This is a genomic window from Muriicola sp. E247, assembly GCF_041358175.1.
Lineage (GTDB): Bacteria > Bacteroidota > Bacteroidia > Flavobacteriales > Flavobacteriaceae > Muriicola.
This window is the reverse complement of sequence record NZ_JBGKBE010000001.1, coordinates 396,785-417,389: the sequence shown is the minus strand read 5'-3', so window position 1 is coordinate 417,389 and position 20,605 is coordinate 396,785. Positions and strand designations below refer to the sequence as shown.

Sequence of the window (20,605 nt, the reverse complement as noted above, 5' to 3'; positions counted from 1 at the left end):
AGATATTTTAACAATTCATTGAGCATACTCACTCTGCAGAAGGATCTTTTTCAACTGTTGCCCGAAGTAGATCATGCGTTTAATCTCTTTAACGCTAAGGAGGCGTTCCTTTTTAAGAATTAGCAATGCCTTTCCATTCGATTCCACATGATAATAAGGATGGCTCTCCAAAAAGAGGACCAGTTCATTGGAAAAGACTTCAGAAATTCCCTCAGGATCTTCTCCGCTCAGGCGAAATCTCTTGCTGAAATCGGGATGGTTAGGTACTTCCACCTCTTCAAAACCACTGAGGTTGTAGAGCAGGGCCAACAGGCCTTCCTTGTCAAGGGTAAAAACCGGGATGGACGAAGGGAGAGGCAGGTACATTACCGTTGATTTGATGACTTCTTTTGCGATAAACTCTCCTTCTGTAAATTCCACATCAAAGACAGAAACCTTATTCTTTACGTCTTCGAGTTGATTATAGCAATAGGAGATTTCTTTGGAGCTGAAAAAGACAAACTCCCTGAGAAAGGCAGTCTGGGATTGTTTTTTCGGAATGTATTTCCAGCCAAAATCTGCGGCTGTAGCCTTGAGGTCTTCCTGGCGCTTGGTAAAATACCACTCTATAGGCTTTAGGGCCCTGAACGGAATTATTTTACGTATTGCAAAGGGATGCACCGAATCAGTCTCGTGTTTATCAAGGCCAATTAGTTCCATATGCCCTCCTTTATGATCAAAGATCTGCCGGTAATTTTCGAGCCCTTCCAAGACGGTATGATCCACAAAACTGCACATAGAGAAATCAAGCACCACCTCTTCCGTTTCCCGGATTGCATCGAGCTTATTCTTTAATTTGTAGAAATTCAGGAAGCTACAGAAATGCTTTACGCTGATAAAATAGTTTCCCCCATCGGCCTCCCTGAACATCAGAATATTAGGCTTAAAGAGATGAGTGATAAACAGCAAAACGCTCTTGTTAACCAGAACATGTATTATAAAAGTAACGAGAATTCCAACAGCTATTCCCGTGATTAGATTAGTGAGCAAGGTAGCGAGGACAGTGGAAAAGAAAATAAGGATCTGCTCTTTCCCCACTCCGGCAATTCTCTTCACCAGGGCAGGTGTGGCTAGTTTATAACCGGTATAGACCAGGATAGCCGCCAGGGCAGAAAGGGGAATTTTCCTGAGTTGTTCCTGGAAGAGCAAGACAAAGGCCAGTAAAAATAGAGCGTGAAAAAAGTTGGCAGAACGATTTGTGGCCCCGGTATTTACATTCACAGAACTTCGGGCGATCACAGTAACCACATTGAGTCCACCCAGGAAACCACTGATTACCGTGGCCAGGCCAAGGGCTTTTAAATCCTTGTTTACATTTGAATGACGGTTCGCAGGGTCTAGCCTGTCCACAGCTTTTATACTGAGCAAGGATTCAATCCCCGCAATGAGGGTAATGGCAAAAACTGCAAAGATAAATTTCTGACTCAAGGCCATTCCAAAATCCGGATAGGCCAGGGAGGCCAAAACATTATCAGGTATTGGAATCAGCAATTCCTTATTTATGGGATAAGGGATGGCCAGGAATGAACATAAGTAATGGAAGCCTATTGAAAGCAAAAGGATCCACATAGGAGCAGGGATCAGGTGCACCCATTTGCTCCTTATCTTCCCGTAGAAAGCCATGATCATTAAACTTATAACACCTACAATGGCTGCAGCTACCACACTACCGCCATCGCTCTCCCAAAGAGAATACAATCCGGAGGGTATATGTAGGATCAGCGTCATAATATTCCCAGCCTCATTGTTATGGCCAATCATAATATGAAATTGTTTGGCCAGGATCCCAATCCCGATTGCGGCCAGCATCCCCTGAATGGTTGAGGCCGGAAAAAAGTCGGCCAGCCTACCCATTTTTAAAAACCCAAGCAACATCAGCAAAACTCCTGAACAGATTACGGCAGCAAGGGTAAAGAGGTAACCCTGGTAGAGATCTCCCCCGCCGAGGGTAGTGATCGCACCAAGGAGGACGATTACCAGTCCGTTCCCGGGCCCTGTAATGGTGACATGCGATCCCCCTAGTACCGCCACCAGAATCCCTCCGACAACAGCAGGGATTATCCCTGCAATAGGAGGGGCCTCACTGGCCAGTGCCAGGCCCAGCCCCAATGGAAGGGCGATGAGGGAAACCACAAATCCTGAAAATATATTTTTGGGCAGGCCTTTAACAAAACCGCCGATTTGATCTTTATTTACTGTCATTTCTGATCGCGTACTATTAGGACGTCTGTTGGGAGGTCAGATAAAATATATTCTATATCGTGAGGAAAAATTCGGTCGAGCAGCCCCGACTTTTTAGGAGCGTTTATTACCAGCAGATCGGCCCTGACTACCTCTGCATAATGCCCGATTGAATAGCCGCGTTGCCCAAAAATACTTTGAATCTTTACAGCTACCGACGCCTTAAGGTTAGCGGGAATGTCTTCTATTATACTCTTTACCCTGGCTTCCTCTTTTTCTTTTAGTTGTTCCTTACGCAGGGAAGCCTTTTCAAGGGATTCATCATCTTCAACTGTAATATGCAATTCTTTCTGTGTGATTTCTTCCACGATGGTAATTTGCTGTACGCCCAATACCTTAGAAGCTTCAAAGGCTTTGAGCAGGGCAAAGGGAGTGCTGGGGTCGTCAAATCCATTCACCACAATGTGTTGGGAAACTACCCTAACAGCAGAAGGCTTGATCATCAACAAGACAGAACAGCTTACCTTGCGAGTGAGGTTCCTGGCGATGGTTCCCACATAGAACTGATACATATTTTCATGCTGAAGCGCCCCGAGCACAAGCAGATCTACTTTAAAGGCAGAACAGGCATTTACAATGGTATCCACAGGCTTTCCCTTCATCCAATGCACTTCCGGATGGTTTTCGGGATACTCAACAGACCGTAGTAAGCCGTCTATTTTAGCTTGTTTTTCGGCGGTTTTCTCCCCTACATGCAAGAGTATCAATCGGGCATTAAAGTAATAGGCAATACGCGTGACCTCCATAAGATTTACTTCCAGGGAGGGGGAGAAGGCAAAGCCGAAAAGGAGGGTCCTAAAAGGTTGTAGATTTGATTTGGGTTCCGGCATGGGGCGTAATATAACACAATTAACCAAAGTACACTCGTATGCTTTCTCACTTTAGAGCAGGAAATTTGGATGAGCTGGGTTGAGGTTTGTAGAATATTGTTTTTATTTGTTAAAACTAGAAAAGGGAAGAGTTAGATTTTCCTCTCATAAAAGAATAGAAGAGATATGCTGGAACTGGCAGGGATTATTATTCTGGGAATTATCGCACAATGGGTAGCCTGGCGCCTTAAACTTCCCGCCATCCTCCCCCTAATTCTTATCGGCTTGCTGGTAGGGCCAATCGCGACTCTTTACACCGAAGACGGGCAAAAGCTTATTGAGCCGATCTGGAATGGAGAAAAGGGATTATTCCCGGGAGAAGGACTTTATTATTTTGTCTCTCTGGCCATAAGTATTATCCTTTTTGAAGGCGGACTTACCTTAAAAAGATCTGAGATATCCAATGTGGGTCCTGTGATAACGAAACTGATCACGGTAGGGACGATGGTCACATTTTTTGGAGCGGGGATGGCCGCCCACTTTATATTCGACCTGAGCTGGCAGATCTCCTTTTTATTTGCGGCTCTCGTCATTGTTACGGGCCCAACGGTAATTACACCTATCCTCAGGAACATCCCGTTAAAAAAAGATGTTTCTGCCGTTCTAAAATGGGAGGGGATCCTGATCGACCCTATAGGTGCATTGGTTGCCGTACTGGTCTTTGAATTTATCAGTGTTGGGGAGGGGCAGGCCTATACCAAAACTGCGCTGATTGAATTCGGGAAGATACTCCTCTTTGGTACCACCTTCGGTTTTACTTTTGCGCATGCTCTTGCTTTTGCTATAAAAAGAAACTTTATTCCGCACTACCTGCTCAATGTAGTGTCCCTTTCCGTTGTACTCCTTGTTTATGTAGAATCTGATGTTTTTGCGCACGAATCGGGCTTACTGGCTGTTGTAGTCATGGGGATGGTAATGGGAAATATGAATCTCCCTAACTTGAAGGAATTGCTGTACTTTAAAGAATCGCTCAGCGTTTTGCTGATCTCCATCCTTTTTATTCTGCTTGCGGCAAATATCAATATCACCGATATGGAGCTGATCTATAACTGGAATACCGCCATACTTTTCCTTGTCATTGTATTTCTGATAAGGCCCTTAGGCGTCTTTTTAAGCACCAGGGGATCGGGTTTAAAACTCAATGAAAAACTCTTTATTGGATGGGTGGGCCCCAGGGGGATAGTAGCCGCTGGTATCGCCTCCCTCTTCGGGTCTAAACTAATGGCCAAAGGGGAGCCAGGAGCAGAATACATTACCCCATTGGTGTTTATGATTGTACTGGGTACGGTCTTGCTGAATGCTACCACTGCAAGGCTGTTTGCCAAATGGGTGGGTGTTTTCCTCAAGCAATCAGAAGGTATTCTGGTTATCGGAGCCAGCAGGGTCTCTCGCCTTATCGCCACCTATCTCAAAAACAACAACCGCCATGTGGTGGTGATTGACAATAACGAGACCAATATTGACAAATGTAAAAAGATGGGGCTTGAGGGAATTGTGGCCAATATCTATTCCGATGCCTTAACAGACAATATTGAGCTCAATGATGTGGGCTATCTGATGGCCCTGACCGGGAATTCGGAGATCAACAAATACGCCATCAACAAATTCCAGAAGCAATTTGGGGAGAACGGGTCATTCCGACTTGTAGACTCCGACGAGATGAACGATCCGGAAAACAATCCTAAAGAAGGCTTGTTTTCACACACGGATGATTTTATAAAACTAACAGAAGCTGTAAGGAAATTTCCCGCTATACACGAAGTAGACCTGAACGACCAGGAACATTACGAGGGACTGATTGAAATTACCAAGGCTGACGATTATATTATCCCAATTTTCCTGAAGGCCCCTGATGGTAAATTACAGATCATCACATCCTACAGTAAGGAATTTACTGATATAGGAGAGGGCTACAAATTGGTTTACCTGGGGAAACGCTTTGAGTCGGCCGAGGCTCCTAAAGCTTTAGAAGAGGGGTAGATTTCTAATCGTTGAGTTTTAAAACGGCCATAAAGGCTTGCTGTGGAATTTCCACATTCCCTACCTGCCGCATTCTCTTCTTTCCTTTTTTCTGTTTTTCGAGAAGTTTTCGTTTTCTGGAAATATCTCCCCCATAACATTTGGCAGTCACGTCTTTCCTCAGGGCCTTGATGGTTTCCCTCGAGATGATCTTGGCGCCGATGGCAGCCTGGATAGGAATGTCAAACTGCTGTCTCGGGATGAGTTCTTTTAATTTTTCGCACATTTTCTTCCCGATGTTCGCCGCATTATCAGCATGGATCAGGGCAGAAAGCGCATCCACGGGCTGAGCATTTAGCAGGATATCAACCCTTACCAGTTTGGAAACCCGCATCCCGATTGGGGCATAGTCAAAAGAGGCATATCCCCTGGAGACCGTCTTGAGCCTGTCGTAAAAGTCGAATACGATCTCTGCCAAAGGCATGTCAAAATTTAATTCCACCCGTTCTGTAGTCAGGTATGTCTGATTGGTGATCTGACCGCGTTTTTCGATACAAAGCGACATTACATTTCCTACAAAATCCGACTTGGTAATGATGGTAGCTTTGATATAAGGCTCTTCCACTCGATCCAGGGTAGATGGATCGGGCAGGTCAGAAGGGTTGTTTACAATTATGGGTGCATCCGGATCTTTCCTTGTAAAAGCCTGATAGCTTACGTTGGGCACCGTGGTGATAACGGTCATGTCGAATTCGCGTTCCAGACGCTCCTGTATGATCTCCATATGGAGCATCCCCAGGAAACCACAACGGAATCCGAAGCCCAAAGCCGCACTGCTCTCCGGAGTAAATACCAGAGAGGCATCATTGAGCTGTAATTTTTCCATGGAAGACCGCAATTCCTCAAAATCCTCGGTGTCTACCGGATAGATTCCTGCAAAAACCATGGGTTTTACATCCTCAAAACCAGCAATGGCATTTTTAGTGGGATTGTCCGAGTCGGTAATGGTATCTCCTACCTTTACTTCCCTGGCATCTTTGATTCCGGTAATAAGATATCCAACATCCCCCGCTTTTATACTTGGACGGGGATGCTGGGTAAGTTTTAAGGTCCCCACTTCATCGGCGTAATAACTCTTGCCGGTGGCGACAAATTTGATTTTTTGTCCTTTTCTGATCTCTCCGTTGATGACCCTGAAATAGGTTTCCACACCACGAAAAGGATTATAAACCGAGTCGAACACAAGAGCCTGTAATGGCTCATCCACGGTTCCACTGGGCGAAGGAATTCGTTCAATGATGGCCTTGAGGATTTCCTCTATCCCAATCCCTGTTTTAGCGCTGGCAGGAATTACCTCTTCGGCATCGCAACCCAACAGGTCTACGATATCGTCTGTCACTTCTTCCGGATTGGCGCTGGGCAGGTCTACCTTGTTTAAAACAGGAATAATCTCCAGATCGTTCTCAAGCGCCAGGTAAAGGTTTGAGATGGTCTGTGCCTGGATGTTCTGGGCAGCATCAACCACCAGCAGAGCCCCTTCACATGCCGCGATGGACCTCGATACTTCATATGAAAAATCCACATGGCCGGGAGTATCGATTAGGTTAAGGATGTACTTTTCCCCTTCATAGGTGTACTCCATCTGTATGGCGTGACTCTTAATCGTGATGCCTCGCTCCCGCTCCAGGTCCATACTGTCTAAAAGTTGCTCTTTCTTTTCACGTTCGGTTACCGAACCCGTAAAATCGAGCAGCCTGTCGGCCAGGGTACTTTTCCCGTGGTCGATATGGGCAATGATACAGAAGTTCCTGATGTGTTTCATTTTCTTTTTCTTGCGCAATCTTAAAGAGCCGCAAAGATACTGCGAAAATTACTTATTCCTGCCACTCGGCTATAAACAAGTTGGTATCTCTGGTCCCCCCGTTATTGCGATTGCTGGAAAAGGCCAGGTATTTTCCATCGTTCGAAAATACCGGGAAGGCGTCAAAGGTCTCCCCATGGGTTACGCGCTCCAGATTTTTCCCATCGATATCGATAAAATATAAGTTAAAAGGAAAGCCTTCTTCAGCTTCAAAATTGCTGGAGAATAAGATTTTTTCCCCGGAAGGGTGAAAGAAAGGACTCCAGTTGGCATTCCCGAGAAAGGTGAGTTGTTTCAGGTTGCTACCGTCGGCGTCGCAGATAAATAACTCCATTTCAGTGGGCTGTACCAGGCCCTGTGCCAGTAACTCCTTGTATTCTGTAATCTCTTCCTCCGTTTCGGGCCTGCTGGCTCTAAAAATGATCTTGGTCCCGTCAGGGGAGAAGAATGCACCCCCGTCATAACCCAGTTCATCCGTGATCTGCCTCACATCACTACCGTCGAGGTTCATCGTGTAAAGCTCCAGGTCTCCACTTCGCATTGAAGTAAAGACGATCTTATCCCCTTTGGGAGAGACCGTGGCCTCTGCGTCATAACCAGGCTCATCTGTTAGCTGATCTACAATGTTGCCTTCCAGATCGGCTACAAAAATGTCAAAGGAGTCGTATACCGGCCAGACGTATTTCCCGTTGGAACGCAGGGGAACTTCAGGGCAGGCCTCGTCCGCTAAATGGGTTGAGCCATAAACAAAGTGTTTGTTATCCGGAAGAAAATAGGAGCAAGTGGTACGCCCCATTCCGGTGCTGATCATAGGGGGGATGCTATCTTGAAAAGTGTCCGTGGCATTCATCAGGAAGATCTGGTCGCATTCCATACCCCATTCTTTATTGTTCGATTGGAAGATGAGCATACTGTCGTCAAAACTCCAGTAGGCCTCGGCATTGTCCCCGCCAAAGGTGACCTGGCGGATCGACTTAAAGTATTTTTCCTCTGGATAGATCAGGGTGTCTGATCCCGCCATCAGGGAAGTTTCTGTTTCTGTTGTCTTCTCTGTTTTCTTTGGCTCGGATTTACAGCTAAAGACTGCAGTTATCACCAATAAAAGAAGTATTTTTCTCATCTGTTGCTTAATTTTGTTCAAAAATACCCTCAAAAATGATGAAAAAAAGTATTTGGCTCGTTTTTCTTGTCGTATTTCTCTCCTGTAGGCAGGAGCCTGTTAAAACCTATACCCTCCGGGACGATGTAAGTTTCCTCGCAAGTGACTCCCTGAAAGGTAGGGAGACAGGAACGGCCAATGAACTGATGGCGGCGGGATATCTGGCAGAAAGGATGGAAAATCTCGGCCTGAGTCCGGCCGGAAAAGCTGGCACCTACTTCCAGACCTTCACTTTTAAACCCAAGAAAGACCCCCATCAGGAGATACAATACGTGGAGGCTTCAGACAGCACCATAACCGGCACAAATGTCATCGGCTTTATCGACAATAAAGCTGAGAAAACAGTAATCCTCGGAGCCCATTATGACCATCTTGGTATGGGAGGCCAGGGTTCACTCCACCGTGGAGAGGCAGCTATCCACAATGGCGCCGATGACAATGCCAGCGGGGTAGCCGTTTTACTGCAACTCGCACAACAATTAAAAACAAGTGAGCTCAAGGGGAACAACTACCTCATCATGGCTTTTTCAGGAGAGGAGATCGGCCTGTTGGGATCGAATTACTTTGCGAAAAACCCGACAGTAGACCTGGAAGATGTGAATTATATGATCAATATGGATATGGTGGGTCGCCTACGAGACAGCAAGGTGCTTTCGGTAAGCGGGACAGGCACGGCCCCTATCTGGCCACAAGTCCTCAATTCTACTAACCAGGACTTTGAACTGGTGCTCAAAGAATCGGGCGTAGGCCCTTCAGACCACACCTCCTTCTACCTGCAGGATATCCCTGTACTCCACTTTTTTACCGGACAGCACGAGGACTACCACAAGCCCACTGATGATGCCGATAAGCTGAACTACGAAGGCATGGAAAAGATCACTTCCTACATTATGGAGGTCATTACCGAACTCAATAACGACGACAAGCTGGCCTTTAAGAAGACTAAAAACGAAAGCGAGGAAGTACCCCGCTTTAAGGTAGCTATGGGCGTGATCCCTGATTACCTCTACGACGGGGAAGGCATGCGGATTGATGGGGTAAGTGAAGAAAAACCGGCACAAAAGGCCGGATTGCAGAAAGGAGATGTGGTGGTTCAGATGGGCGACAGTACGGTGACGGATATGATGAGCTATATGCGGGCTCTTTCGGCTTTTGAGGAAGGCGATAGTACTTCGGTTGTCATAGACAGGAATGGGGAAAAGATCACAGTAAAAATCACGTTTTAAGGGCATTTAGTACCCTTTAAGAAACAGTAGAAACCAATACCCTGAACGAAGAGTTACCTTTTCTTACTGAGGCATAGGAAATTATTTCATAGATTTACAGACAACCTACAACACTGTGAGATACCCCATCTTTATCTTTTTGGGCCTGCTTCCCTTGCTTTGTCTCGGGCAGAGTTTAAAGGTATCCGGCTCCGTAAAGGATGCAGAGGGAAAGCCATTACCCTATGCCAATGTCATCCTCCTACAGGTATCAGACAGTACTCAGATAAAAGGGATTTCGGCCGACGACAACGGTCGTTTTACCCTTGACAACATCGACCCAAACATCTACTACCTTCAGGCCGCGTATTTCGGCTACAAGTCGGTTTTAGTAGGCCTTGACATCAGGAAAAACATCGAGATTGGGGCTATTGTACTCGAACCCGACAGCAATTGGCTTGAAGCAGTGGAGGTAACAGGAAAGCAGCCCCAGATAGAGCGTAAGCCAGACCGCATCATCTTTACCGTAGAAAACACTGTGGTGAGTGAAGGCAATGCCTTTGACATCCTCAAGAGATCCCCCGGGGTCATCGTTTCACAGGAGAATATGGAGATACGCGGACAGCAGGCTACGGTCTACCTCAACAACAGGAAGGTACAGTTGTCTTCGGATGAAATCAAGGATTTCTTAAGGGGCCTTTCGGGAAATATGATCTCAGCTATAGAGGTGATCCCCAATCCACCTGCAAGCTATCAGGCTGAAGACGGCCCCATCCTCAACATACAGACCACTTCCAACGTAGCTCCGGGCTATAAGGGGAATATCAGGGCTCAGGCAGAGCAATCGGTCTTTCCGAAATACAGCCTGGGTACCGGGCACTATTTTAAAAGTGATAAATTCAGCTTTTTCGCTAATTATACGGTGAGCCCCAGGAAGGAATTTATTGATTCTGAAATAGGGATTCGTTTTATTGATCCGTCTAACACGGTTTTTGCCGACTGGAATACGGATAACGAAATCACCACCCGTTCCTGGGCGCAGCAGGGCACCGTGATCCTGGATTTCAATCCTTCGGAACGCGACCTGCTTAACCTCACTTCCAACTTGAGCGTTTCCCCCAATAAGGAGATCAGGAATCAGGTATTTACGACAATGCGAAATGGGATGGGGCAGATCGACTCTACCCTGCAAAACGAAAGTAGCCTGGATGACGACCTTTTTAATATTTCTACTGACCTCAGCTATGAGCGAAAGCTTAAAAAAGAGGGTTCTTTTATCAAGCTTAATGCCCATTATACGTACTATGACTTTTCGCGCCAGCAAATCGGAGCCAGCGATTATTTCGATTCGGCCGGACAGTTTATCCGCACCTTTGGCTTTTCCACAGATGCACGCCAGGATATTGGAATATTAACAGGGCAATTCGATTTTTATACCCCTACCAAATCGGGAAATTTTGAGACCGGGATTCGGGGGTCATCTATCAGATCAAACAGCACCATAGATTACTTTGACGTTAACAATACCCAACCCCCGTTCAACATTGCTCTTTCCGACGTATTTGAGTATGACGAAGAGGTGGGAGCTATTTATGCAAGCTTTTACCAGGACTGGGGAAAATGGTCCCTAAAGGCGGGACTGAGGGGAGAACAGACCCATGTAGAGGCCAGGTCTATCGCCCTTGACCAGATCAACACCCAGGATTATTTTGAACTCTTTCCGTCATTTTTTCTCAGTCGGAAACTGGGCGAAGAAAACAGTTTTACGTTTGATTACAGCCGGAGTTTAACCCGCCCTAAATATTCAGACCTGAACCCCTTTCGCTACTTTCTCAATGAGAACGATTTTGACGAAGGAAATCCTAATTTAGTACCCAATTTTAGTCATAATTTTAACCTTAATTTCAATATTAAGGATACTTATTTTATTGATTTCTATTACCGCGATAACGGCGCCTATATCAGTCAGCTTACCTTCCAGGACAACCAGAATCAGACCCTGAGGGAGATCAAGCAAAACGTATTGGAGAGCACATCCTATGGAATCGACCTCACCCTGGCCACCTCCATCACCCCCAAATGGTATCTGTATTTCTACAATTCGATCTTTTATGAGGACGAGACCTTCCTGGCGGTGGAAAGTTTAATCGACAGTTATAAAAACAAGGTATCTGGATACTACGGCAGTTTGAGTAACAGTTTTACCCTTTCAAAAGACGGTAGCTGGAAAGCGGACACATCTTTTACCTACCTGAGTGGTTTCCTTTACGGGTCCTTTCAGGTTTCAGACAATGCCATCCTTAATGCCGGGATTCGGAAATCACTCTGGAACAACAGGGCTGTACTTTCCCTTACCGCTGAGGACTTGCTCCGCAAGGCCAATCCCACCTTTGTTTCCCGCTATGCAAATCAGGACAACACCTTCTTCGGGAGACGAGAAACGCAGTTTGTAAGGCTGAGCTTTACCTACAATTTTGGAAACTTCAGGCTCAACAATAATGATGGGGAAATCCGAAAAAGTGAACTTCAACGGCTTGATAACGAGTAAATTCCTGTTAATTCGTGCTTTATTTTTAATTTTGCCGTCCTGAAGCAATAGAAATGCCAAAAATAGGAGACATACAATTACCCGATTTTCCGCTCTTACTCGCTCCCATGGAGGATGTGAGTGACCCACCCTTTCGCGCCCTCTGCAAGGAGCAGGGAGCTGATGTGGTCTATACGGAATTCATCTCCTCTGAAGGTCTGATCCGCGATGCTGCCAAAAGCGTCATGAAGCTCGACATATACGAAAAAGAACGGCCGGTTGGGATTCAAATCTTTGGCGCCAACCTCGATTCCATGCTGCAGTCGGTGGAGATCGTGGAAAAATCAGGTCCCGACATTATTGATATCAACTTTGGCTGCCCGGTAAAGAAAGTGGTGAGCAAAGGTGCGGGGGCAGGAATACTAAAAGACATCGACCTTATGGTCTCCCTTACCGAGGCCATGGTAAAGCACACTAAATTGCCTGTTACGGTAAAAACCAGATTGGGATGGGACCATGATTCCATTCGTATTGTAGAGGTGGCAGAAAAGCTGCAGGATGTGGGCTGCCAGGCCATCGCCATTCACGGCAGGACCAGGGCACAGATGTACAAAGGAGAGGCCGACTGGCAACCTATTGCGGAGGTAAAGAATAATCCTCGAATGCATATCCCTGTCTTCGGAAACGGGGACGTAGATAGTCCGGAAGCGGCTATGCGAATGCGGGACGAATTTGGTTTAGACGGGGCCATGATTGGAAGGGCAAGCATTGGTTACCCCTGGTTTTTTAAGGAGGTAAAACACTATTTTAAAACCGGCGCCCATATGGCACCGCCCACCATGGAAGAACGGGTGGATGCCGCCAGAAGACACCTGCAGATGGCGATCGACTGGAAAGGGGAAAAGCTGGGGGTTTTTGAAACACGCAGGCACTATACCAACTACTTTAAGGGAATCCCGAATTTCAAAGAATTGCGGATGAAGATGGTGACCAGTGATGAGGCTGCTGATGTGTTTGCCGCCTTTGATGAAGCCCTGGAAACTTTTGGGAACTACCAGTTTGCCTAGGCTGCCAGAAGTTTTTTATTGACCCTGCTACTTGCGATCTTAGAGGCGATTACTCCCAGTACTACAATAGTTCCCAATACAATTAGCACATCAAAGACCCTGTATTCTACCGGATAAGCCAGGGAAGGCGTAATTTTCAGCCATCCAAAAAGGAGTTGTGACCAGATAAGCAGGGAGGCGAGGAAAATACCAAGCAGGCCTCCTAGCCCAGTGACGAGCACGCCCTGTAAAAAATAGATACGGCGAATTTCTTTCACTGTTGTCCCCAGGCTGTAGAGGGTTCGGGAATTCTGTTGCTTGTCGAGGATCATCATGATGATGGCCCCAACAACGTTAAATAATGCAATGATAAGCACCAGGGTAAAGATTAGATAAGTGGCCAGGTTTTCGGTATTTAGCATTCGATAAAGGGTGCTGTTTTGTTCTTCCCGGTTTTTAAGGACAACCCCTGTCCCTAGAATTTGCTCAATTTCTGTGCGGGCATCCTCAGGGTTAACATCGGCAGCCAGCTCAAAATTTATTCCTGAGATCTCATTTGGAGTACGCTCTAAAAGGGCCTGTACCAGAGGCAGGTCGGTAAAGACATATTTCCTGTCCAGGTTTTCTTCCACCGCATAGACTCCGGCAGGCACCAGGGCAAGCTGGTTATAAGGTTTGGCCTGAAGGGAGGGACTGCCTTTCCCTGGTTTTGGCGCCAGGACGATGAGGGGATTTCGGTAATCATTGATCACCAGTCCCAGCATATTGGCAATTCCCAGACCGATGACACCTTGTTGATTATCGATGGCCCAGTTTCCCCAATAAAGGGCAGAATCGATACGGGTGGCGCGGGCATAGGAGGAATCAACTCCTTTTATCCAGGCAACATGACTCTTTTGTTTGTGGGTGAGGTAGACGCGTTCTTCCAGTTCGGCAGAGAAGGTAGTGACGCCCTCAATCTGCCGTAGCCGGCTCTTTTGTTCCTCCGTAAGGGTAAAGTATTTCCCTGTGAGGGGTTCGGCTTTGAGGGAGGGATCAAAGGTCTCGCTAAAGGAGAGGCTGAAGGTCTTTAGTCCGGCAAAGCCGGAGAGTACGATAAACAAAGCTGCTGACCCAATGACAATAACCAGGAAGGTGATAAAATTGATGACATTAACCGCGTTCTGGCTGCTTTTGGCGCGCACATAGCGCTTGGCGATGTACCAGGGGAAGTTCATTCAGGATTTCTTTCTCTTGGGGAGGAGGTCCGGGTTTTCTATGGGGTTTTCCCCTTTTTTCAGGGAGCGTTCAATCCCGTCTATGTATTCCAGGGAATCGTCGAGGTAAAAGTGCAATTCGGGCATTCGCCTCAATTGGTTCTTAGTTCGCTGTGCAAGGGTGTGTTTGATCATGGGTTGCTGGGCCTTCATCCCTTCAAGCAATTCCTTGCCCTTGGCATTGGGGAAGACGCTCACGTAAACCCTTGCGATGGAGAGGTCTGTGGTAACGCTCACCTTGGTAACTGAGATGATGGTCCCCTGCATGCCTCCATCTGTAGCGGCACGCTGCAAGATGTCTGCCAGATCCTTCTGGATTACTCCGGCTATTTTTTTCTGTCGCTGCGTTTCCATGGGGCAAAAGTACGGAGAATAATGTGTAATTTCGAAGGTGGAAGTACGAAGTTGGAGGTACGAGGTTGGAAGTTAGAAATGCGAAATACGAATTGATGAAAAAAATAGAACACCTGGGCATAGCGGTAAAAGACCTGGAAAAGAGCAATGCCCTCTTTGCCCAATTATTTGGCACTGCCCACTACAAAATGGAAGAAGTAGCTTCTGAAGGCGTAAAGACTTCCTTCTTTAAAACCGGACCTAACAAGATCGAACTGCTGGAAGCGACTAATGCAGACAGTCCCATCGCGAAGTTTATTGAAAAGAAAGGAGAAGGCATTCACCATATCGCCTTTGAGGTAGACGATATCAGGGCCGAGATTGCCAGGTTGAAGGGCGAAGGCTTTACCGTTCTCAACGAGGAACCAAAAATGGGCGCGGATAATAAATGGGTGGCCTTTCTTCACCCGAAGACTACAAATGGAGTGTTGATTGAGCTTTGTCAGGAACGGGAATAAATTCCAAATAACAAATAACAAATAACAAATTCCAAAACAAGGAATTGGAATTTGGTGCTTGGTGCTTGGAATTTGCCCTTACAGTTTTAAAAGCAAAGTCGGTACCTCATTATTAAATCGCATAATATATATTTGAGCCCTAATTATAACTTATGGCTTCCGGATTTTTCGCCATTTTAGACGATGTGGCAACCCTGCTTGACGATGTTGCTTCCATGAGCAAAATAGCCACTGAAAAGACGGCTGGTATCCTGGGCGATGATCTGGCTGTTAATGCGGAAAAGGCTTCCGGATTTGTCTCCAAAAGGGAACTCCCGGTGCTTTGGGCCATTACCAAAGGTTCCCTCCTCAACAAGATCATTATCCTGCCCATTGCCTTTTTACTCAGCGCTTTTATTCCCTGGATGGTGGTCCTTATTCTGGTGTTGGGCGGACTATACCTTGCCTTTGAAGGGGCCGAAAAAATATACGAGTACTTTGTGCCCCACGAGCACACCCATATCCCGGCGGATCTGAAAGTTGAAAGTAAAAGCGAAATCCTCGCCATGGAAAAAAAGAAGATCAAGTCGGCTATTGTCACCGATTTTATCCTCTCTATAGAAATTGTGATCATTGCCCTGGGTACAGTGTTAGACAAGCCACTAACGGTTCAGATCCTGGTGGTATCATTTATTGCCCTGCTGGCTACGGTGGGGGTATACGGCATTGTAGCGCTGATAGTACGGATGGATGAGTTTGGCACCCGATTGATCAACTTAAACGGGGAAGACAACAGTATTTCAGATAAGATAGGTCGGTTTTTTGTCAATGCCCTCCCGGTGGTGATCAAATCGCTATCCGTTATCGGTACCCTGGCCTTACTCCTGGTCTCCGGGGGCATCTTTGCCCATAATCTGGATTTTCTTCACAATCCGTTTTCTGCTATTCCAAACCTTCTTTATGAATTTATTCTGGGATTGCTAATTGGCTTTTTAGTGTTATTGCTTTATACCGGAGTAAGGAAAGCGTTTAAAAAATCCTGAAGACAATCTGGAAAGTGTATAGATATAATTATTTCTGAAAACCTTCGGAAACTCCAATTTAACTTTATTCCTCGCCCCTCTAACTTCGTACTTCTAACCTTGCCTATCGTTCTTCTAAGTTTTCTTCAGCCCCTGTTATTTCTAAAATTCTCAGTTTAGAGAGCCTTGCAATAATTTTATTGATGTCCCACATGACACCCACAGCCCGGACGAGTAAAACTCTGGGCCGCATCGTGCCAGGGGAAGGCCTCATTATATTTGTTGTTTTCCCACCAAAATTGGGTTCTCGACTTTTCCGTATTGCCAATTTCATTCATAGTGGTAGTGTCGTATAAGCGTCCATTGACCATCGTATGGCTCACCGAATTCGTATTTCGGATATCATCCAGTGGGTTCTTTTCCAAAACAATAAGATCAGCCATTTTCCCGACTTTTAAAGAGCCTATATCCGCTCCGGCGCCAATGTACGTAGCACCATTGATGGTGGCCGCTTCCAGAGCCTCCATATTGGTCATTCCGCCCTGCTGTAGCATCCAAAGTTCCCAATGTGCCCCCAGACCCTGCAATTGGCCATGAGCTCCTAAATTTACTTTTACGCCGACATCGGTTAGTGCTTTTGCGGTTTCGGAAACCAAAATATGTCCGTTCTTGTATTCCTCGTCAGGGATCATCATTCTATACCGTGACCTGGCATCTATCAGCGCCCTTGGTGTATATTTCAGTAATTTTTCATTTTCCCAGACCTTGTCCTTTTCATAAAAATAAAACTCTCCGTTAATGCCGCCATAATTAACGATGAGCGTTGGGGTATAGCCCGTATTACTCGTCTTCCAAAGCTCTAAAACGTCCTTGTACACCGGGGCCACAGGAATATTATGCTCCACCCCGGTATGCCCGTCCATGATCATGGTCATATTGGTATAAAAAGTAGAACCCCCTTCAGGTACTACATTGATCCCCATTTCTCGAGCCGCCTGCATTACCTGCTGCCGCTGTTCCCGGCGGGGTTGGTTATAACTTTTAACCGATTGGGCACCAAAAGCCTTTGTCCTCCTGATGGCAGAGCGGGCATCTTCCAGGCTGTTTATCGTTGCTTTAAAATCCCCATCTGCCCCGTATAAGATGATACCCGTAGAATATAAGCGGGGGCCGGTCATTTCTCCACTTTTAATCATTTCAGACATGGCAAAAATGGTCTCTGTATTTGCGGAGGGGTCGTGCGCCGTAGTAACCCCATAGGCTAAATTGGCATATAACTGCCAGTGTTTTTGAGTGGATAAGCCATAGCGAAAGCCGCCAATATGGGCATGTGCATCAACGATACCCGGCATAATGGTCTTTCCGGCCATATCGTATACCTTAGTATTTCCAGGGATGGCTATTTCCGCCGAATTGCCAATACTTTCAATGCGGTTGCCGTTTACTAGGATGGTCCCTTCCTCAATCACCTCACCATCTTCCATTGTGATGATCCTGGCATTGGTAAAGGCAATTCTCCCTTTTGGTTGATCCACTTCTGCTATCACCCCTACTTTTATCCCTACAGAATCCATTTTTCCCACTTTTTCCGGGGAGCCCGGTAAGAAGGTAAACCTGTCTTTAATGTCATTGGAAAAATAGTTGTCGCCCAGGGTCCAGTGAATGGTTTTACTGTCTGAGGACCAATGAAGGTTGATCCCGGCATCTTTTGCAATCTGAGAGACTGGCACCAGGGTAGCCTTGTTGTCCAGATCAATTTCCTTTCCGGGGAGCAATAAGGGTGCTATATAGGCCTTGTGTAAGGTGGTAAATGCAATCCATTTGTTATCCGGACTCGGCACGAGTCGATTGGCGTATTTAGATTTTATATGTGTTCTTTCGTCTTTCCCGTTGAGGTTGACAGACATCATAGTCTTGGTAAGATTTCCAAAATAGGCGCCCCCTTTCTGGTATAAGATGCGTTTTCCATCTGCAGAAAATTGAGGATATTCTCCTTCGGAGATAAGCCTTTTTATGTTGTTTCCGTCAGCATTCATGGTATAGATCCCCGGTTTTTTGTCATAGGTAAAACCCTGATCTATATTCCCCGATTCCTTTCTAAAAGTGATCTGTTGCCCGGAAGGGCTAAAGGCAGGCGTTCTGTATCTTCCTTTTTCTGCGGTGAGCTTTACTGATGTGCCTCCGTTTACGGAAATCTTGTGTATGGCACCTAAATTTTCGTCATTCCAGCTTACGTACACCAGCTCTTTTCCATCCGGGGAAAAGGAAGGTTCAAATTCAAAGTCGGTAGCCTTGGTCAGTCGTTTTTGGGTACCGTTTGGTAATTTTTTGGTCCATAGATGGCCCAGTGCATTAAAAGCCAAGAGCTTGCCGTCTGGCGAGGTCACTGCCTGCCTGATAACCAGGGCAGTAAACTCATCCTCCGGGATTGGATTATTAAAATGCACAGTTTCCGCTATGGGAATGCTGGCATCTATAGAAAATGGAATGTTGGTTACCTCCAATGTGTTGATGTCAATTTTATGGAGCTTGCCTTTATTCCAGAATACAATGGCCGAGTCATCGGGCATCCAGCTAAAGTTGGGATATGTGCCAAAAATAGCCCAGGCCTCTTGCTGATCCTTGTTCAGGCTGTCTATAAGCGGCCATTCTTCCCCGGTTTCAAGATCGTGGAGGTAGAGCACCGTTTTGGTACGCACACGTTTTACAAAGGCTAATTTTGTTCCATCTCTGGAGACCTGTGGTCTGGCGGCTCCACCTGGGCCACCGGTAATGGTGGTTGTTTCTCCTGTTTCAAAATTATAGCGTTTAATGACATAAATCTGACTATTGGGATCCTTGTTGTATTGAAAATTTCCTCCCGGATACACGTCCTCACTGTAGTATAAATACTTCCCATCCGGAGATATACAAGGTTCATTTACATCTTGCTGATCGTTTTTTCGTTTGGTCAATTGCAGCCCGGAACCCCCGGTCTGGTGATATTGCCAGATCTCGCCGGCACCCAAAGAGCGCTGTGATGTAAAGTGTTTTCTGGCTACAATGTAGTTCCCGTCGGGGGTCCAGTAGGGATTGTTCAGTAAACGGAATTTTTCTTTGGTAATCGCTTTGGCTTCTGATCCATCTGCATTCATCATCCAAATATTATCGCCCCCTCCCGCATCACTGGTAAAAGCTATTTTCTTGCCATCAGGACTAAAACGCGGCTGGATCTCAAACGGGATTCCGCTGCGCAATACTGTTGCTTTGCCACCGGTGATGGGCATGGAATAAATATCCCCCATCATATCAAAAACCAGGGTTTTCCCGTCCGGACTTACGTCCAGGTTTATCCAGCTACCCTCGTTGGTAGTGAATTCATGATTCTTATAATTAAAGGAAGCACCGGGATCAGCCACGTCCCAGGCGGTGGAATCTTTTTTTTGCTCTTGAGCAAGGAGGGTAAAGGCCGAAAGGAGTAGCACGGGAAATAATAGCTTTTGAGACATGAGTCGGAGAGTTTAATTGGTTGCCTAAATATAGCGAAATGAGATTAGAAGATGGGGGTTTTTGTTAGTCGGACAGAACTATGAATGCTTCGTATTCGGAGTGTTGAGAAGCGAGAACTTTGGACACGAGTTACAAACTCGCGCCAACGCGAGGCTTCTGGTCCTTTTGCTTTATCAAGGAGGGAAGAAGCTTTTTAAGTCAATAAAATAACCTTCTCATATCGCATGCTGAACTCTCATTTTTAACACTTATTCATGCCCTTGGGTAAGTAAATCCTCACTTTCGGACAGTAAAAGAGGATATCCATCCGCATAAAGGGTTTACCCTATTATTTTGGTGTAGTTTATACTACTTCACCGGCACCCTTCTGATACGGCCTGAGAAGCACATACAGCTGTTTTATAAGCTTTTACTAACCTTTAATACCAACGAAATGAAAACACCATTCTTTACAAAGTTGAGGTCTGTCATTACCTGGACCTCTTTATTTGCCTTTGTTTTTGTCCTTTCCTGTACTCAGGAAGCGGACTTAGACCCGGCCGACAATCTGACAACGGTAAATGCAAAATCTTCTAAGGCCAAGCCAGCTACCCGAGCCTGGAAAGGCAATTTTACGAATGTAGGTGACTTTTCAATACCCCTTGTTGATTGCAACCCGGTGGAGGCAGGAGTTAGCTTACCAACAAATTTTATTTCAGGGAATATGACTCATTTGGGAAAGATACAAATGGGTAGTTATGGAAGACCTCAGCCGGGAACCTGTAACCTTACCGGTCCTAATACCGCAGATGTAATTTTCCATGTAAACTATATAGGGGCTCATGGTGATATGATCACAACTGTAGAATACGTTACGCTGACGATCGATTTTGATGCCGACCCTAATGGTCTAACTGGTTCTTTTGACAACACCTTAGATGAAAATGGGAACAGAATACCTATTACGATCTTATCTGGCACAGGCAGGTTTGAAGGAGCGACGGGAGAACTTTACTTTAAAGACGCCATTTTTCTTCCCGATCCCAACGGTCCTGGTACGATAAGTTCCTGGAGACTCGAAGGTGAGATCACGTATTAGAAACTATTCAAGTAATAAGAAAAA

At 46.0% G+C, this 20,605-nt stretch carries 14 protein-coding genes; 7 read left to right on the top strand and 7 right to left on the bottom strand.

Annotation, left to right across the window (positions count from 1 at the left end; translation table 11 throughout):
* Positions 1–15 precede the first annotated feature (15 nt).
* Both ACA086_RS01905 and ACA086_RS01900 read right to left on the bottom strand, forming a co-directional pair.
* Positions 16–2,241 (bottom strand): SulP family inorganic anion transporter, encoded by a 2,226-nt coding sequence (locus ACA086_RS01905; protein WP_371001630.1) that lies wholly within the window; start codon positions 2,239–2,241, stop codon positions 16–18.
* On the bottom strand, positions 2,238–3,110 hold the full coding sequence (locus ACA086_RS01900; RefSeq protein WP_371001629.1) for a universal stress protein: 873 nt from the start codon (positions 3,108–3,110) through the stop codon (positions 2,238–2,240). Before ACA086_RS01900 ends, ACA086_RS01905 begins: the two co-directional genes overlap by 4 nt.
* Before the next feature lie 165 nt (positions 3,111–3,275).
* Between ACA086_RS01900 and ACA086_RS01895 the strand changes: the two genes are divergently transcribed.
* On the top strand, positions 3,276–5,129 hold the full coding sequence (locus ACA086_RS01895; RefSeq protein ID WP_371001628.1) for a cation:proton antiporter: 1,854 nt from the start codon (positions 3,276–3,278) through the stop codon (positions 5,127–5,129).
* Positions 5,130–5,133: 4 nt separating this feature from the next.
* Here ACA086_RS01895 and lepA read toward each other — a convergent pair whose 3' ends face one another.
* Both lepA and ACA086_RS01885 read right to left on the bottom strand, forming a co-directional pair.
* Positions 5,134–6,930, bottom strand: a complete 1,797-nt coding sequence (gene lepA / locus ACA086_RS01890; protein ID WP_369747941.1) for a translation elongation factor 4 — start codon at positions 6,928–6,930, stop codon at positions 5,134–5,136.
* A 52-nt stretch (positions 6,931–6,982) separates the two neighbouring features.
* Entirely contained in the window at positions 6,983–8,089 is a 1,107-nt protein-coding gene (locus tag ACA086_RS01885; protein ID WP_371001626.1) for a hypothetical protein, read from the bottom strand.
* Positions 8,090–8,127: 38 nt separating this feature from the next.
* Between ACA086_RS01885 and ACA086_RS01880 the strand changes: the two genes are divergently transcribed.
* The 3 genes from ACA086_RS01880 to dusB all read left to right on the top strand — a co-directional run bounded on the left by ACA086_RS01880 (position 8,128) and on the right by dusB (position 12,927).
* Positions 8,128–9,354: a DUF4910 domain-containing protein gene (locus ACA086_RS01880; protein WP_371001954.1), complete on the top strand. Its 1,227-nt coding sequence runs from the start codon at positions 8,128–8,130 to the stop codon at positions 9,352–9,354.
* A 115-nt stretch (positions 9,355–9,469) separates the two neighbouring features.
* Positions 9,470–11,881: an outer membrane beta-barrel family protein gene (locus ACA086_RS01875; RefSeq protein WP_371001625.1), complete on the top strand. Its 2,412-nt coding sequence runs from the start codon at positions 9,470–9,472 to the stop codon at positions 11,879–11,881.
* Between the two features lie 53 nt (positions 11,882–11,934).
* Positions 11,935–12,927: a tRNA dihydrouridine synthase DusB gene (dusB, locus tag ACA086_RS01870; RefSeq protein WP_371001624.1), complete on the top strand. Its 993-nt coding sequence runs from the start codon at positions 11,935–11,937 to the stop codon at positions 12,925–12,927.
* Here the strand turns inward: dusB and ACA086_RS01865 are convergent.
* Entirely contained in the window at positions 12,924–14,123 is a 1,200-nt protein-coding gene (locus ACA086_RS01865; protein ID WP_371001623.1) for an ABC transporter permease, read from the bottom strand. The two genes, dusB and ACA086_RS01865, sit on opposite strands and share 4 nt — an antisense overlap.
* Complete coding sequence (rbfA, locus tag ACA086_RS01860) at positions 14,124–14,516, bottom strand: 30S ribosome-binding factor RbfA (RefSeq protein WP_371001622.1); 393 nt, start codon at positions 14,514–14,516, stop codon at positions 14,124–14,126.
* A 95-nt stretch (positions 14,517–14,611) separates the two neighbouring features.
* Between rbfA and mce the strand changes: the two genes are divergently transcribed.
* Both mce and ACA086_RS01850 read left to right on the top strand, forming a co-directional pair.
* A complete protein-coding gene (gene mce / locus ACA086_RS01855) occupies positions 14,612–15,013 on the top strand; it encodes a methylmalonyl-CoA epimerase (protein ID WP_371001620.1) in 402 nt (133 codons plus the stop codon).
* 152 nt (positions 15,014–15,165) lie between these two features.
* Positions 15,166–16,035 carry a DUF808 domain-containing protein gene (locus tag ACA086_RS01850; RefSeq protein ID WP_371001619.1) on the top strand — a complete coding sequence of 290 codons (870 nt, stop codon included), beginning with the start codon at positions 15,166–15,168 and terminating at the stop codon, positions 16,033–16,035.
* Between the two features lie 176 nt (positions 16,036–16,211).
* Here the strand turns inward: ACA086_RS01850 and ACA086_RS01845 are convergent, their stop codons facing one another.
* Positions 16,212–19,502: an amidohydrolase family protein gene (locus tag ACA086_RS01845; RefSeq protein ID WP_371001617.1), complete on the bottom strand. Its 3,291-nt coding sequence runs from the start codon at positions 19,500–19,502 to the stop codon at positions 16,212–16,214.
* Between the two features lie 434 nt (positions 19,503–19,936).
* Between ACA086_RS01845 and ACA086_RS01840 the strand changes: the two genes are divergently transcribed.
* Positions 19,937–20,581 (top strand): hypothetical protein, encoded by a 645-nt coding sequence (locus ACA086_RS01840; protein ID WP_371001616.1) that lies wholly within the window; start codon positions 19,937–19,939, stop codon positions 20,579–20,581.
* Positions 20,582–20,605 lie beyond the last annotated feature (24 nt).